Source organism: Streptomyces sp. NBC_00986, assembly GCF_045162565.1.
In the GTDB taxonomy this organism is placed as follows: Bacteria; Actinomycetota; Actinomycetes; order Streptomycetales; family Streptomycetaceae; genus Streptomyces.
In genome coordinates this window covers 6,691,993-6,707,206 of record NZ_CP108733.1, presented here as the reverse complement: position 1 = coordinate 6,707,206, position 15,214 = coordinate 6,691,993, and the positions used below count along the sequence as shown (strand labels likewise).

General features: G+C 70.8%; 12 protein-coding genes. 8 read left to right on the top strand and 4 right to left on the bottom strand.

From position 1 onward, the window contains the following. The first annotated feature begins 44 nt into the window (after window positions 1-44). A complete protein-coding gene (locus tag OG504_RS30050; protein ID WP_405992593.1) occupies window positions 45-2,441 on the top strand; it encodes a cation-translocating P-type ATPase in 2,397 nt (798 codons plus the stop codon). Window positions 2,442-2,546: 105 nt separating this feature from the next. Here the strand turns inward: OG504_RS30050 and OG504_RS30045 are convergent, their stop codons facing one another. From OG504_RS30045 to OG504_RS30035, 3 genes are all read right to left on the bottom strand, one after another. Continuing rightward, window positions 2,547-3,491: a hypothetical protein gene (locus OG504_RS30045; protein ID WP_405992592.1), complete on the bottom strand. Its 945-nt coding sequence runs from the start codon at window positions 3,489-3,491 to the stop codon at window positions 2,547-2,549. A 217-nt stretch (window positions 3,492-3,708) separates the two neighbouring features. Beyond that, entirely contained in the window at window positions 3,709-4,488 is a 780-nt protein-coding gene (locus OG504_RS30040) for a calcium-binding protein (protein WP_405992591.1), read from the bottom strand. Window positions 4,489-4,613: 125 nt separating this feature from the next. Next, entirely contained in the window at window positions 4,614-7,739 is a 3,126-nt protein-coding gene (locus OG504_RS30035) for a sacsin N-terminal ATP-binding-like domain-containing protein (RefSeq protein ID WP_405992590.1), read from the bottom strand. 496 nt (window positions 7,740-8,235) lie between these two features. Between OG504_RS30035 and OG504_RS30030 the strand changes: the two genes are divergently transcribed. The 3 genes from OG504_RS30030 (at window position 8,236) to OG504_RS30020 (ending at window position 10,377) form a co-directional block, all read left to right on the top strand. After that, window positions 8,236-8,508, top strand: a complete 273-nt coding sequence (locus OG504_RS30030; RefSeq protein WP_405992589.1) for a hypothetical protein — start codon at window positions 8,236-8,238, stop codon at window positions 8,506-8,508. Between the two features lie 305 nt (window positions 8,509-8,813). Further along, on the top strand, window positions 8,814-9,704 hold the full coding sequence (locus OG504_RS30025; RefSeq protein WP_405992588.1) for a helix-turn-helix domain-containing protein: 891 nt from the start codon (window positions 8,814-8,816) through the stop codon (window positions 9,702-9,704). Window positions 9,705-9,756: 52 nt separating this feature from the next. Beyond that, the gene (locus tag OG504_RS30020; RefSeq protein ID WP_405992587.1) at window positions 9,757-10,377 is read left to right on the top strand and encodes a Uma2 family endonuclease; all 621 of its coding nucleotides are present in this window, start codon (window positions 9,757-9,759) and stop codon (window positions 10,375-10,377) included. 16 nt (window positions 10,378-10,393) lie between these two features. Here OG504_RS30020 and OG504_RS30015 read toward each other — a convergent pair whose 3' ends face one another. Then, window positions 10,394-11,320: a DUF3027 domain-containing protein gene (locus OG504_RS30015; protein ID WP_405992586.1), complete on the bottom strand. Its 927-nt coding sequence runs from the start codon at window positions 11,318-11,320 to the stop codon at window positions 10,394-10,396. Between the two features lie 400 nt (window positions 11,321-11,720). Between OG504_RS30015 and OG504_RS30010 the strand changes: the two genes are divergently transcribed. The 4 genes from OG504_RS30010 to OG504_RS29995 all read left to right on the top strand — a co-directional run bounded on the left by OG504_RS30010 (window position 11,721) and on the right by OG504_RS29995 (window position 15,202). Further along, on the top strand, window positions 11,721-13,145 hold the full coding sequence (locus tag OG504_RS30010) for an MFS transporter (protein ID WP_405992585.1): 1,425 nt from the start codon (window positions 11,721-11,723) through the stop codon (window positions 13,143-13,145). A gap of 73 nt (window positions 13,146-13,218) precedes the next feature. Then, window positions 13,219-13,683 carry a DUF2771 domain-containing protein gene (locus tag OG504_RS30005; RefSeq protein WP_266771202.1) on the top strand — a complete coding sequence of 155 codons (465 nt, stop codon included), beginning with the start codon at window positions 13,219-13,221 and terminating at the stop codon, window positions 13,681-13,683. Further along, a complete protein-coding gene (locus OG504_RS30000) occupies window positions 13,653-14,351 on the top strand; it encodes a futalosine hydrolase (protein ID WP_405992584.1) in 699 nt (232 codons plus the stop codon). The genes OG504_RS30005 and OG504_RS30000 overlap by 31 nt, the downstream gene beginning before the upstream one ends. After that, on the top strand, window positions 14,348-15,202 hold the full coding sequence (locus tag OG504_RS29995) for a 1,4-dihydroxy-6-naphthoate synthase (RefSeq protein WP_405992583.1): 855 nt from the start codon (window positions 14,348-14,350) through the stop codon (window positions 15,200-15,202). Before OG504_RS30000 ends, OG504_RS29995 begins: the two co-directional genes overlap by 4 nt. Window positions 15,203-15,214: the final 12 nt, after the last annotated feature.

Below are 15,214 nucleotides of genomic sequence, written 5' to 3'. Positions count from 1 at the left end.
CACTCGGCGGGTGAAGCCGTAAAACCGCACGTACCGTCGAATGCATGACGCACACCGACGCGGGCGCCGAACTCGATCCTGTGCACCCCGTGCCCATCCCGGCGGCGCGGGCACGCGGGCTCTCCACCGCCGAGGTCGCCGAGCGGGTGGCGCGCGGGGAGGTCAACGACGTCCCGGTGCGCAGCAGCCGTTCGCTGGGCGAGATCGTGCGCGCGAACGTGTTCACCCGGTTCAACGCGATCATCGGCGTGCTCTGGCTGATCATGCTGGGCGTGGCGCCGCTCCAGGACAGCCTGTTCGGGTACGTGATCCTCGCCAACACCGGGATCGGGGTCTTCCAGGAGTGGCGGGCGAAGAAGACCCTCGACTCCCTCGCGGTGATCGGCGAGTCGAAGCCGACGGTACGGCGCGACGGGGCCGCGGTGGAGGTGAGCACCTCCGAGCTCGTGCTCGGTGATCTGATCGAGATCGGGCCCGGTGACAAGGTTGTCGTCGACGGGGAGTGCGTCGAGGCCGACGGTCTTGAGATCGACGAGTCGCTGCTCACCGGTGAGGCGGACCCGGTGGTCAAGCGGCCGGGGGACGCGGTCATGTCCGGCAGCTTCGTGGTCGCCGGCGGTGGCGCGTTCGAGGCGACGAAGGTGGGGCGAGAGGCGTACGCGGCCCAACTCGCCGAGGAGGCCTCCCGGTTCACGCTCGTCCACTCCGAGCTGCGGACCGGTATCTCCACGATCCTCAAGTACGTGACGTGGATGATGATCCCGACCGCGATCGGCCTGGTGATCAGCCAACTGGTCGTCAAACAGCACGGGTTCAAGGACTCGATCGCCCGGACGGTGGGCGGGATCGTCCCGATGGTCCCGGAGGGGCTGGTCCTCCTCACCTCGGTGGCCTTCGCGATCGGCGTCATCCGGCTTGGCCGGAAACAGTGCCTGGTCCAGGAACTTCCGGCCATCGAGGGCCTCGCCCGCGTCGACACGGTCTGCCTCGACAAGACGGGCACGCTCACCGAGGGCGGGATGGACGTCACCGAGTTGCGTCCGCTGGGCGGGGCCGACGAAACGTACGTACGCAAAGTCCTCGGCGCGCTCGGGGAGTCGGATCCGCGGCCGAACGCGTCGTTGCAGGCGATCATCACCGCCTATCCGGACAGCGGGGAGTGGCGGTGCGTGGAGTCGCTGCCGTTCTCGTCGGCGCGGAAGTACAGCGGGGCGTCGTTCAGCGAGGGCAACGGGGAGTCGAGTACGTGGTTGCTCGGGGCGCCCGATGTGCTGCTGGGCGCGGATGATCCCGCGTTGGAGGAGACCGGGCGGCTCAACGAGCAAGGGCTGCGGGTGCTGTTGCTGGCGCGGGTCTCGGGGGAACTGGACGATCCCGAGGTGGCGCGGGGGGCCTCGGCGACCGCGTTGGTGGTGCTGGAGCAGCGGTTGCGGCCCGACGCGGCCGAGACGCTGGCCTATTTCGCCGAGCAGGGTGTGCACGCGAAGGTCATCTCCGGGGACAACGCGGTGTCCGTCGGGGCGGTGGCCGGGAAGCTGGGGCTCAGCGGGCAGGTCGTGGACGCCCGTCAACTGCCTGCCGATCAGGGGGAGATGGCCAAGTCCCTTGACGAGGGCACGGTGTTCGGGCGGGTCACTCCGCAGCAGAAGCGGGACATGGTGGGGGCGTTGCAGTCCCGGGGGCACACGGTCGCGATGACCGGGGACGGGGTGAACGACGTCCTCGCCCTGAAGGATGCCGACATCGGTGTCTCCATGGGGTCCGGGTCCGAGGCGACCCGGGCCGTCGCGCAGATCGTGTTGCTCAACAACAGCTTCGCTACGTTGCCTTCGGTCGTTGCCGAGGGGCGGCGGGTCATCGGGAACATCACGCGGGTGGCGACCCTGTTCCTGGTGAAGACCGTGTACTCGGTGCTGCTGGCTGTGCTGGTGGTGTGCTGGCGGGTTGAATATCCGTTCCTGCCGCGGCACTTGACGCTGTTGTCCACGTTGACGATCGGGATTCCGGCGTTCTTTCTTGCGCTGGCGCCGAACAAGGAGCGGGCGAAACCCCATTTTGTCCGGCGGGTGATGCGGTATTCGATCCCAGGGGGTGTGATCGCCGGGGCCGCGACCTTCGTCACGTATCTGATCGCTCGTCACCACTACACGGGGAAGGGGGCGTTGGGGGCGGAGACCAGTGCGGCGACGTTGACGCTGTTCCTGATCTCCATGTGGGTGCTGGCGATCATTGCTCGGCCGTACACCTGGTGGCGGATCACTCTGGTCGCCTCTATGGGGGCGGCGTTCGTGGTGGTGCTGGTCGTGCCGTGGCTTCAGCATTTCTTCGCGCTGAAGTTGGTGGGGGTGACCATGCCGTGGATCGCTGTGGGGATCTCGGTGGTGGCGGGGGTTGTGCTGGAGCTGGTGTGGAGGGTGGTTGATCGGCGGGTGCCGGCTTGAGTGGTCGGCCGGTACGTCGTTTGTCCGCCGCGGCCGAGTGGGGGCGCTGGTCGCGCAGCCACCCGCGCCCCTAAAAGCAGGGGCGCGGGTGGCTGGCGGTGTTGGTTACTTCACGTCGACGTAGTCGCCCGTCGCGTTGATCGGGGCCGTGGTGGACGTGCCCGCGAAGCTGTAGCGGAAGTAGCCGTCGACCGTGGCCTTGAGGGTGGTCTTCAGGGCGCCCGTCGAGCTGGTCTTGATGGTCTTGACCGTGGTGTACGTGGTGGAGTTCTTCTTGCGGAACTGGAGCTTGACCGGCTGGGTGGAGTAGCCGGTGTAGTTGTTGGCGTCCCAGTTCGCGCGGGTCAGCTTGCCGGTGACCGTGATGGTCTTGCCCTTCTTGACGGGCTCCGGGGCGGCGTTGACCGTCAGCTTCGACAGGCGGGTCACGTTCGGGGAGGCGAAGCCGCCCTTGTCGGCGTATCCGACCTTGGTGATGTCGATGCTGGTGCTGGTCGGGTCCTGGCCGTTCCACGCGATGGCCTCGGCGCCGGCCTTCCAGGCACCGGCGTCGGTGTTCGACAGGTCGCCCTCGCCCGGGTAGATGTCGAGGGAGCCCTTGCAGGAGGCGACGGTCGCCGAGGTGGCCGTGCACTTGGCCAGGTCGTCGTCGAAGATCATGTTGCTCGGCTCGTCCAACGAGCCCTTGTAGAGGAACAGGTCGGTCCAGAAGTCCGACGCGGTGATGTCGACGTCGGTCCCGTGCGTCAGCGTGTACGTGACCGGGACGGAGACGTGGGCGGCGGCACCGGCCACGATCGGCTTGCCGCTGTTCACCTTGATGTTGGAGAAGGTGACGTTCAGGGCGTACGGCTGGTCGTCGGCCGGGGTGGCGACGGTGGAGCCGGAGAGGGTGGCCTTGCCGGAGGCGGTGTGGGCGGCCTCACGGATCTTCGCGATGTCCGAGCGGTACGAGCCGGCGTCGGAGCCCGCGGCCTGTGCGGCCGGTACGGCGAAGGCGGAGAGGACCAGGGCGCCGGAGACGGCGGCCACGGTGGCGCTTATGCGCATGCGTTCCCCAAGTGGGAAAGGGGGCCCCGACGCGCTGGTCGTTCCGAACGGCTCGTCGTCGGCGCCGGGGCCCAAGTGATGGCGGAGCCTCTTGGCTCACGTGTTCTGATTCGCGACGGGTGGGACAGGTTGTACGGCGAATCGAGACTTTGTGCGGGTATTGCGAACTGATGGTGAAGTGCGGAGACTCCGCCGGTCGGCCGGGCCGCGGCAGGTCTTACTTCACGTCGATGAAGTCACCCGCGGCGTTGACGGCCGGGGTCGTCGAGGTGCCGGCGAAGCTGTAGCGGAAGTAGCCGTCGACGGTCGCCTTGACGGTGGTGCTCAGGTTGCCCGCCGAGTTGGTCTTGACGGTCTTCACCGTGGTGTACGTGCTGGAGCTCTTCTTGCGGAACTGGAGCTTCACCGGCTGGGTCGAGTAACCGGAGTAGGTGGCGGCGTCCCAGTTCGCGCGGGTCAGCTTGCCGGTGACCGTGATGGTCTTGCCCTTCTTGACGGGCTCCGGGGCGGCGTTGACCGTCAGCTTCGACAGGCGCTGGACCTGGAAGGTCTTCGCGTTGTCCTTCTGGACGTAGTCGCCGTCCTTGCCCCTGGCGACCGCCCAGACCTTCCAGCCGCCGGCCACGGAGTTGATCAGGTTGGAGCGCGGCTTCAGGTCGAAGGTCGACTTGCAGGTCGACGTCGTGGCGTTGACCTTGGTGCAGGTGGCGCGGCCGTCACTGCTGTTGGCGACGGCGCCGCTGTCGGACGACTCGATGTCGGCGCCGTGGTACAGGATCGCCTGCGCCCAGTCGACGCCCGAGGCGTCCTTGACCGTGAAGCTGACCGTGATGGTCTTCTTCGCGGTAGCACCCACGACGACCGGCTTGCCGCCGTTGACCACGACGGTCGAGATCGTGGTGTCCCCCCGGCCCCCGTCGGCCTGCGCGGCAGGCACGGCGAGAGCGGAGAGGGCCAGGGCGCCGGTCAGGACGCCGAGGGTGGCACGCATGCGCATGGATTCCCCAGGTAGAGAAGTGATCGTGGAGCCTGCTGGCTCAGCTGATCAGATTCACGACGAAAGGGAATGGTTGTACGACTCGTGAACTTCTTTCGGAACGGTCGTGAAGATCGCCGCTCCGCTCAGTCGAACCACCGGTCCCGAGCCAGTTCCTCCGTCCGGGACGGGTCCTCCAGCAGTGCTGCCACCTCGAAACGGCGCGGCCACTGACCGGCCGCCCAGGCGAGGCCGGCCGCCACGCCCTCCAGGGTCGAGGCATGCAGCACGCCGTCGCGGGTCCGGCGCCAGTCGATCTCGACGCCGTCCACGACGAGCCCGTCGTGTTCGACGTAGGTCGCGGGGGTGAGCGGGCCGAGGAGGGTCCGGACGGATTCCGGTACGTCGTGCTCGGTGCCCTCGGAGGTGACCTCGCCGGTGACCGACTCGCTGAGGCGGCGGACCTGGAAGAGTTCGGCCAACTCGGCCGCCCTGGACGGCCGTACGGGGAGGAGCGGGGTGCCGGAGGTGAAGGGGAGCAGGTCGGGTGAGTCGACGACCACCGCGTCCGCCGCGTCCACGACCGTCACCTCGCCGTCGACCACGGCGCGCAGGTCGTCCGGGAGGGTGACCTGTTCCGGGTCGAGGTCGGCCAACGCGCTGTAGAGGGCGTGCAGTTGGGCGCCGGTGACCTCGCGGTCCGGGTCGGCGAGGCGGTCGAGGAGTTCGGCGGCCCCGCCGGGCTCGTCGAGGAGGGCGGCGACCGAGGTGCGGACGCCGAGTGCCCGCAGGACCTGTTCGTCGTCGAAGCCGGTCGCGTCGGCCTCGTCGTAGAGGCCGCGCAGGAGCGGGTCGCCGCCGGCCGCCAGCAGGCCCGCCGGGCGGCGGCCGTCGAGGACCGGGTGGCCGCGCAACCACCAAGCGGTGTACGGCCGTACGAGCTCGTGTGTGCCGTCGGGCAGGAGGACGCGGACCTGTTGGGTGATCGCGTCGCGGAGCGGGGGCCGGGCGAGGAGGGCGAGGGCCTGGGGCCAGCGGTCTTCGTCGACCAGGTCGAGGTCGCGTACGGCGACGAGTTCGGTGGCGACCGGGGGGACGGGGCTGTCGGGGAAGCGGTCGAGGACGTCCTCCGACCACACGTCCACGGAGTCCAGCAGGCCGGGGTCGTCGGGTTCCGCGAAGTCGCCGTCGCGGGGCTCCAGTTCGTCCGGGTCGAGAACGACGTCGGTGGCGCGGACGAGGGCGAAGGTGGCGAGGACTCCGCAGGCCGCGAGGGGCTGTTCGCCCCAGCGGTCGGCCAAGTCGGCTTCCACGAAGGCCAGTTCGTCGTCCCGCATCACCTGGGCGAACGGGCTGCCGGGCAGCACCAGTTCGCCGGCGGGGGCGAGTTCGCCGTCCTCGTCGGGCAGGGCGAGGGCGCCGAGCCAGGGTTCGTCACCGGGTTCCAGGCCCGCGTCCCGGACGAGGGCGAGGACGGTCTCCGCCAACTCGTCGCTGTCCGGCGCCACTTCGTCCCACATGGCCCCGCCCTCCTCGTCGAGGGAGGCGGCCACGGCGGCCCGTACCTGGGGTGTCGTGAGGACCGCGCGGGGGGTCGCGGGCAGTGCGCCGAGCTTCTCCAGGAGGGGGTGCGCGGCGTCCGGGTGGGCGACCTTGAGGCCGAGGCGGGCGAGGACTTCGGGCTCGACCTGGGCGGAGTCGGGGGTGGGGAGGAGGACTTGGCGTGGCCCGATCGTCGTCCTGCCGTCCGCGAGCGGCACGGGCAGGCCGGTGAGCCGGTCGGGGTCCACGCCCGCGAGGCTGTCGTAGAGGCGCCGCCACCAGCCGGGGTCCTTCTCCAGGCCGGCCAGGCGGTCGACGGCGTCGGTGAGGGGGACGCGGGCGACGCCCAACGTCCGTAGTTCCACGCGGCGTTCGAGGCCGGCGGGGAGGAGGGTGGGAAGTACCTCGGCGAGAACCTGCACGGTGTCGGCACCGGCGCCCTCGACGACCTCGGCGTCCCGGGGCCGTAGCGCCTCGGGCAACTCCGGGTCATCGGTGGAGGGTTCGAGGGCGGGCGGGAGGAAGGCCGTGCGCGGCAGGCGCTGGAGGATCGCCTGGCGGAGGGTGCCGTCCAGCTCCCCCTTGCCCAGGGGGCCGGGGACGAGGTCGATGATGCCGGTGGTCACCGGGCGCCAGGCGGCGAGGAGTTCGACGTAGGCGTCGGCCGCGCGCTCCACGACGAAGTCGGTGAGGGGGCCGGGGGCGGCGTGCCGGCGGGTGGTGTCGAGGGGGAGGGAGGCGATCAACAGGGCGGGTACGCCCAGGGGTTCGTCGCTGGGGGTGGGCGCGTGGACGACGGGGCTGGTGCGGGGGCGGGCCGGGGTGCCGTCCTCGTCGACGGGCACGGCCCAGGTGACGGACCAGTAGGGGCGCAGCCGCTCCTCGACGGGGCGGTCGGCGAGGAGTTCCTTGGCGAGTTCCCCGTGCGCGGCGGCCGTACGCCAGCGGGTGGTTCCGTCCCGGCTGTCGTCCACGACGGTGTCGGCGCGGTCGGTGCGGCGGGTGAGGGTGCGGGGTTCCTGGTCCCCGACCTCGACCACGACTTCGGTCAGCCCCGGGAGGGCGAGGAGAAGCGCGTCGTCCACGGCGCCGAGGAGGCGCTCGGCGAGGTCCTCGGCGGCGGTGTCGCGCAGCGGGAGGATGACGACCGTGTCGTAGGAGTCGGGGGCGGTGCCCTCGGCGGCGAACGGGAGGCGGAGCAGCGGGATGTGGCCGTCGCGGCGGCGGATCTCGGTGCCGAGGCCGGGGCTGTGGCGGGCGGTGTCGTCGGCGAGGGTGCGGGCCTCGGCGAGGGACCAGCGGACGCCGCCGTGCCGTCCGACGACGGCGGGTTCGTCGGTGACGGCCACGACGGCGGCGAAGCCGACGCCGAACCGTCCGACCGCGCTGTCGCCCGCGTCGCGCTTCGCGGAGGCGCGGAGGGTGGAGAGGGATTCGACACCGGTTGCGTCGAGGGGGGCGCCGGTGTTGGCGGCGCAGAGGACGCCGTCGCGGAGGGTGAGGCGGAGCCGTCCGGCGACACCGGCGCGGGCGGCGGCGTCGGCGGCGTTCTGCGCGAGCTCGACGACGAGCCGGTCCCGGTACCCGCCGAGGACGAGGTCCTCCTCGGCGTTGGCGTCCTCCCGGAACCTGGCCGGGCTGGTCGCCCAGGCGTCGAGCACCCCACGCCGCAGACGGGCGGTCCCGAACGGGTCGGCACCCTCGGCGGCGGGCCGCACGAACTTACTCACGTACGTTCACTCTCCTCATCGACGTCGCGATGAAGGTACCGCGCGGAGGGGAGGGGGTGGCGCGGGGCTGGTGCGGAGGGGGGTGGGGGTGGAGGTGGGTGGGGGTTGTGGTGGGTTCGCCCGCAGGTGTGTGGGTGGGGTCGGGGTCGTGGCGGTACGGCCAGCCCGCCGCTTGCGGAGCCCTTCGGTTTGTCACCACGGCTGGACGGGTTGGTGCCGGGTACGCGGCGGGCTGCGCCGTACCGCCACGACCCGCTCCCGTCTCGTCGGCGGCCGCGGGCGAGTGGGTGGCGAGTGGGGGCTCCGACTCGGCTGTCCGGCTGCTCTTCCATCTGGAGTTGCACCGACCCGATTACGAAGCGTGGTGAGGCCGGTGTCAGGGTGCGGGGCGAGGACCCCATCCTCAGGAGCCGTCCGGAGGTGGCGTTGGGCTGTCAGACGGTCTGTTCGTCTGCAAGTCGGCGGTGGGCATGAAATGGACCCTTACGCTCGCTTCATGGATATTCGCGGCATTGATCCTCGTGACACCGACTGGGAGGAGGACCATGCCCGGTACCGCGTCTACTTCTGGGACGTGGGGGCGGTGACCGCGTACGAGTACGAGGTTCTGGGCGAGGTCGACATCGACGAGGTCCTGGCGTGGGCGTCCCGGTACGCGGACGAGCGGGGATGGGCCTACACCGTCTATGCGGCGGTGACGGACGGGGGCGACCTCGGGCTCGTCCGGCTGGCCGGTGTCCTGGGTGATCCGTTCGCCGCGGAAGCGTGACCGCCTGCCCCTCCCCCAGCATCTCGCACCGGTCTCCAGAAACCCGAACTCCGGTGCAAGGGGCGCCTTTTCCCAAGGACCACGACGGGGAAAGGACCATCACCAAGCCCCACCCCACCCTCCCGGCAGCCGGGCCCGCCATTCACCCATCCGGGTGAACATCATCAACTGGGCTGGATTCCGGGCAGGTTGCGTGATCTACGCTCAGCGCGACACAACCGCAGACAGCGGACATACGACGGCCCTCGCCGGGACGGCAATCCCAAGGCGAGGGCCTGACCACCTAGGAAGACAAGACCTTCCCGATGGATACGCACGACATTACCGCGCCCCCGCGCGCCCAGTCCCGGCACGCCGCCGACAACCGCTCGAACCACACGAACCAGCGGCGCGGCCGGCCCGGCGTTGGACTCACGCACGACAACGCCCGTCACACCGCCCGCTTCACGGTCATCGGCAACCACCTCGCCCAGCACCCGGAGTTGTCGGGGCTCGCGATCGGGCTCGGCGTTCACATCCAGTCGCTCCCGGCAGGGGCCCGCGTCGACATCAAGTCGCTGGCGGCCCGTTTCCCGGAGGGCACGACCCGAATCGCCGCCGCGCTACGGGAGTTGGAGACCCACGGCTACCTTCGTCGCGAACGGCACCGGGTTCCCGACGGCCGCATCGTCACCCGCACGATCTCGTGCAACCAGCCCGGCAGCCGCCGTAGGGACAGCCATGCCCCGGAGACGCCGAGTACGCCGAAGAGGCCGAAGAGGCCGAAGAAGCACACACCCCGTAAGGCACTCCCGCCCGTGCCGCGCCCGGCCTACCCCTCCCCCGCGCTCACCCAGCAGGCCACGGATCTCCTCACGGGCCTCCGCCGCCACGATCCCCGCCTGCTTCTGTCGGCCTGCGACACGGCCCACCTGGCGCCGGGAGTCGCCGCGTGGCTGGAGCGGGACGTGGCCCCCACAGCCGTACGCCACGCACTGACCGCGGACCTGCCGCCCGACCCCCTACGTCGGCCCGCAGCCCTCCTGGCCCACCGTCTGACGGCCCAACTGCCGCCCCCGCCGCCGTTCCGCGCTCCGGCCCCGCCACCGGCCGTACGGCACCCACTCCAGAACTGCGAAGGCTGCGACCGCGCCTTCCGCTCGCCTACCCCAGGGCTCTGCCATGAGTGCCGAACCGATCTTCCGGGGGCCGCCTAGCATGAAGGGGACGATCCTTGCCCCTGGGCACAGACCACGAGGAGCGAGCGCCATGACCATCGCCCCGGACAACGCGCAACAGGGCGCCACCCACCAGTACCGGGCCATGAGGGACTTCCTTGAGTCCATGGACGACACCATCCCGGGCAAATTCGAGATCACCAAGGAAGGGATCGTCCACGACATGATGTCGCCGGGAGGACCGCACGAGGTCACGGCAGCACGCATCAGCCGGCGACTTGAGAAAGTCATGCCGGACGAGTTGTTGGCTCACAACGGGACTCCCGATGTGGAGGACGAGCCCGAGGGGATCATGCGTCACCCCGACGTGATGGTGATCGCGTGGACCGACCTCGACACCGAAGCCTCCATCGATCCGCACACCCTCATCGCCGCCATCGAAGTGGTCTCCCGCTCCAACCCGGACAACGACTGGGTCGGCAAGATGCGCGACTATCCCCTGATCGGGATCCCCACCTACGCCGTCTTCGACCCACGCACCGGTACCGGAGCCGTCCTCACCGACATCCACTCCACCCCCGACGGCCCCCGCTACGCCACCCGCAAGGACTTCGTCTACGGCGAGGACGTCACCATCGGCGACTGGACGATCACCACGGACAACCTCCCGCGCTACGGGGAAGGCAGGGGCACCGGCCAGCCCAAGCCGTGAACCGACCGGCACACCTCTACGAGTGCCCCAACTCCGCCGATTCCTCGTCCGCCCCCACCGGCACCGAACCCGAATCCGCCGAAGGCCGCAGCGGGAACGGGTCGACCATCGTCTCGTCGATCACCGGGGCCGGGGGCTGGGGCGGTTTGGGCATGACGGCTGCTTCCGAGTGGCCGCCGCAGCCGTAGGCCAGGGACACGACGTGGCCGTCCGCCGGGGAGAACTCGTTCGCGCAGACGCCGAACGCCTGGCCCAGGGAGCCGCCGATCGCGACCAGGAAGCCGCAGCTGACGCAGGCCGCGGGCGCGGCCTGGGCCATCGGGGTCTTCGGGCCGAAGCCGTCCTCCCAGCGGTCGGCGGCGACGTGGAGGCCGTAGCGGGAGAGGACCCGGGCTCGGCGGATGCCCAGTTCCTCGGCCACCGCGGCGATCGAGCCTCTGGTGGGGGCCATCGGGAGCGTGGCGGGGGTGCCCGCCGTCACTTCCGCGTCCTCCGACTCCACCAGCTCCGCCATCTCCTCCGAGACGGCCGAGTTCGGCGGGGGCTCGTCCTCGCCCGTGTAGCCGGGCTCCAGACGGAGGTCCTCCGCGTCGGTGGGGAGCAGGTCGCCGGGGCCCATGTCGCCGGGGCGGAGGCGTTCGCTCCACGGGACCCATTCGGGGGCCAGGAGCGAGTCCGGGCCCGGGAGCAGGACGACCTCGTCCAGGGTCACCAGCTTCGCGCGGGACGCCCTCGCCACCGTCACCGCCCAGCGCCAGCCCCGGTAGCCGAACTCCTTGCATTCGAAGAAGTGCGTGACCACACGGTCGCCGTCGGATTCGAAGCCGGCGTGCTCGCCGACCACGCCGGGCGCGGCGGCCTCCTCGGCTGCGGCACGGGCGAGGTCGACGGCCTCGGCGCACAGGCGGTCGGGGGTGCGGCTTCGCGTGGTCGCTGCGCTCACAGGTATCGCTTCTCTCCTACGCCGTCTCACGGGTGCGCCTGGTGTGGCGAAGGGAGCGGACGGAGCGGCTGAAAGACATGTACCAGGCCCTTGGGGGCACTGGTGGAGGGCCGCGTCGACGTCCGCGCCCGATCGCGCTCGGGCACGCCTACACCATCCATTCTGCGGGATGGCCGAGAGGCGCGCGGCCGAGAACAATCGCCACGGCGCGCTACGCACGCTACCTTCTCCCGCGCCATGCGCCCACACCGGCGGCCTCTTGGGCGATGCGCGGCGGCCACCCGGAGATGCGTGGAACGGCCGGCCCGGGACCTGTGGAACGGCCCAGAATCCACTTCCGTACGCCTCCATACGTGCGGTAACCGCACTACTCACGCCGTTCTCGGGGCACTATGACGGGGTGGCAGCCGCGAGGTCGCCCCAAGGTGCCACCGGGATCGGCGGCACGAAGGGGAACATCCGAGGTGGCGGTTCGGGCCGGGTGAGCGGTTCCGTCCGCGCGATGGGTCGTGCCCTGCACTTCCCCGTCACCGGTACCGCCCGCGGCATCCGCAAGGCCACCCACGCGCACGGCGCGGGCGAGTCGGGCCTCGGCCGGCTCATCGAACTGCACGCCGTGAACGGCGCCGGCGACGTCATGATCACCGTCGCCCTCGCGTCGACGGTTTTCTTTTCCGTACCGACCGACGAGGCTCGGGGACGGGTCGCTCTCTATCTCGCGATCACCATGGCTCCGTTCACCGTCCTGGCTCCTGTGATCGGGCCCCTTCTCGACAAACTTCCGCACGGGCGGCGCGCCGCGATGGCCGCCGCGATGCTGGCCCGCGCCCTCCTCGCGCTGATCATCTCCGGCGCGGTCGCCAGCGGCAGCCTGGAGCTGTATCCGGCGGCCCTGGGCGCCCTGGTCGCCTCGAAGGCGTACGGCGTCGTCAGAAGCGCCGTGGTGCCCCGGCTGCTGCCACCCCGGATCTCGCTGGTGAAGGCGAACTCCAGAGTCACCCTCGCCGGGCTCCTCGCCACCGGCGTCGCCGCCCCGATCGCGGGCGGCCTGCACGCCATCGGCGACCCCTGGCCGCTCTACGGCGCCTTCGTGATCTTCGTCGCGGGCACGGTCCTGTGTTTCTTCCTGGACCCCAAGGTCGACTCGGCCAAGGGCGAGGACACGGCGCTGCTCGCGGCGGACGAGAACCATCTGCACGGCCCGCACCCCAAGGAGGTCAAGCGGCCGGGGCTGCGCACGGTCGGCATCGCCGTCACCCACGCGCTGGGCGCCAACGCGGCCCTGCGCTGGCTCTCCGGGTTCCTGACCTTCTTCCTCGCGTTCCTGCTGCGCGAGCATCCGATGACCGGGCAGAGCGCGGCCGTGTCGCTCGGCATAGTCGCCGTCTCGGCCGGCGTGGGCAACGCGCTCGGTACGGCGGTCGGGTCCTGGCTGCGGCAACGGGCCCCGGAACTCATCATCGTGACGGTGATGGCGGTCGTGCTGGGCGCGGCGATCACGGCGGCGATCTTCTTCGGCGCGGCCCTGGTGGCCTGTCTCGCCGCCGCGGCCGGGTTCTGCCAGGCGCTGGCCAAGCTGTCCCTGGACGCGCTGATCCAGCGGGACGTGCCCGAGCTGGTGCGCACCTCGGCGTTCGCGCGGTCCGAGACGATGCTCCAGATGGCCTGGGTGCTCGGCGGCGCGATCGGCATCGTCATGCCGCTGAACGGCGCCCTCGGCTTCACCCTGGCCGCCGCGGTCATCGCCCTGGGCTGGCTGACCACCCTGCGCGGGCTGCTCGCCTCGGCCCGGCACGGGGCCGGTGGACGCCCGCGAGTGGCGTAACCCGCACCACCCGGCCCGCCGCGCCGCACCCCACGTGGCGGGAGGACTGGACGGGCCCGATAGCCTTCGCCCCATGACCATGCAATCCGCTGTGCGACGCCGCCGCGCCGTCGCCGCCGCCGGCGCCGTTTCCGCCGGACTGCTCGTCCTGTCGGCGTGCGACAAGCCGACGCCGATCTCGACGATCACCGTCGGGAGGAACTCGGTCCACACCGAGGCCACCTGCTACAACGACGGCGACGCGGTGAAGACCGCGGACCTGCCGAAGTGCCTGAAGGCCTCGACGTCGATCTCGGTCGACCCGGACGACACCGTGCGCTTCGGTGTCGACCCGAAGATCGCCGACAACGGCTGGACGATCCTGATGAACGGTCAGCCGCTGACCGACTCCAGCAAGAAGACGTACCGCACGATCCCCGGCAGCGTGTTCTTCAACACCCAGTACGGCGCGACCGGCAACTCGACCGTCGTCTCCATCAAGGAGGGCGACAAGACGGTCAAGGGCCTGTGGTCCTTCAAGTTCAAGAAGGACTCCTGACCACGGCCACGACCTCCGCGTCTTCTCCACGTGTCCTCGTCGCCACCGCCGTCCCCGCCGAACGGGACGCGGTGGCACGGGCGTTCACGGGCGACAGCACGGTTGATGTCATCGCCGCCGGGGTGGGTCCGGCCGCTGCCGCCGCCGCTACGGCCGTCGCGCTCGCCGGTGGCCCGTACGCCCTCGTCGTCTCCGCCGGGATCGCCGGCGGCTTCCAGCCCGAGGCACCCGTCGGGTCCCTCGTGATCGCCGACGAGATCACCGCGGCCGACCTGGGCGCCGAGACCCCGGACGGCTTCGTTCCGGTCACCGAGCTCGGCTTCGGCACCGTCACCCACCGTCCGCCGAATGCACTCGTACGAGAGCTCTCGGCCGCGACCGGAGCCCGCACCGGAGCCGTACTCACCGTCTCCACGGTGACCGGAACGGCCGCCCGCGCCGCGGAACTCCGCGCCCGCCACCCCCGGGCCCTCGCGGAGGCGATGGAGGGCTTCGGTGTCGCCGAGGCAGCCGCCGCCCACGGCATCCCCGTCCTGGAACTGCGCGCGGTCTCCAACCCCGTCGGCCCGCGTGACCGCACCGCCTGGCGGATCGGCGACGCGCTCGCGGCCCTGACGGAGGGATTCGGGAAGTGCGCGCCCGTACTGGAGAGTTGGAGACAGGTATGACCCCGTTCACTGAGCCTCTGCAGATCGCCTACTCGCCCTGCCCCAATGACACGTTCGTCTTCGACGCGTGGGCGCACGGCCGGGTGCCGGGTGCGCCCGCGCTCGACGTGACCTTCGCGGACATCGACATCACCAACGGCATGGCGGAACGCGGTGAGTCGGATGTGCTGAAGGTGTCGTACGCCGTGCTGCCGTACGTCCTCGACGAGTACGCGCTGCTGCCGTGCGGGGGTGCGCTGGGGCGGGGGTGCGGGCCGCTCGTGCTCACCCGGGGGGCGGACGTGGACCTCACCGGTCGTACCGTCGCCGTGCCGAGTGAGCGGTCGACCGCGTATCTGCTGTTCCGGCTCTGGGCCGCGGACACGATTCCGGGTGGGGTCGGGGAGATCGTGGTCATGCCGTTCCACGAGATCATGCCGGCCGTGCGGGACGGGAAGGTCGACGCGGGGCTCGTCATCCACGAGGCGCGCTTCACGTACCAGAACTACGGCCTGCACAAGCTCGCGGACATGGGCGAGCACTGGGAGGCCACGACGGGGCTGCCGATCCCGCTGGGCGCGATCATCGCGAAGCGGTCGCTCGGCGCCGAGCGGTTGAACCTGCTCGCCGACTCGATCCGGGCGTCGGTCCGTGCCGCCTGGGACGACCCCGAGGTCTCACGGCCGTACGTCATGGAGCATGCGCAGGAGATGGACCCGGCCGTCGCCGACCAGCACATCGGGCTGTACGTCAACGAGTTCACGGCGGAACTGGGGGACGACGGGTATGCGGCGATCCGGGGTCTGCTGACGCGGGCGGCGGCGGAGGGGCTGGTGCCGGCACTCGCACCGGCCGCGCTCACGTTTCCCTGAGCTTCCCGGTTG